The organism is Pseudomonas sp. SIMBA_067 (assembly GCF_046534675.1).
GTDB lineage: Bacteria > Pseudomonadota > Gammaproteobacteria > Pseudomonadales > Pseudomonadaceae > Aquipseudomonas > Aquipseudomonas putida.
Genome location: NZ_JAWRYH010000295.1, coordinates 1 through 279, shown reverse-complemented (window position 1 = coordinate 279; position 279 = coordinate 1). Strand labels below are relative to the sequence as shown.

At 55.6% G+C, this 279-nt stretch carries 1 pseudogene; it reads left to right on the top strand.

Annotated elements, in window-relative coordinates:
- Nucleotides 1–49: 49 nt before the first annotated feature.
- Nucleotides 50–279 (top strand): annotated as a pseudogene (locus SB765_RS29160) (autotransporter outer membrane beta-barrel domain-containing protein); the annotation flags it as partial.

Below are 279 nucleotides of genomic sequence, written 5' to 3'. Positions count from 1 at the left end.
CGATTGGGTGATCGGTGAAAATGCCCACCTGACCTCCAACGGTGCCACCATGAACCAGTCCCGTGTAATGGCTGGCAAGTTGACATTGAACGCCGGCACCCATGCACTGGACATCCAGGCCTCCAAGGGTTCCCAGCTCTCGCTGAGCGGAACAACCGTGGTGGCCCGCAATTCGGTTGCATCCGCAATTAACCTGCAAGGTAGCCAGGCTGATATCCACGGCAGCACAATCACTCATAACAACGGTATAGGTATTGTCGCTGCGCGTAACTTTCTCAC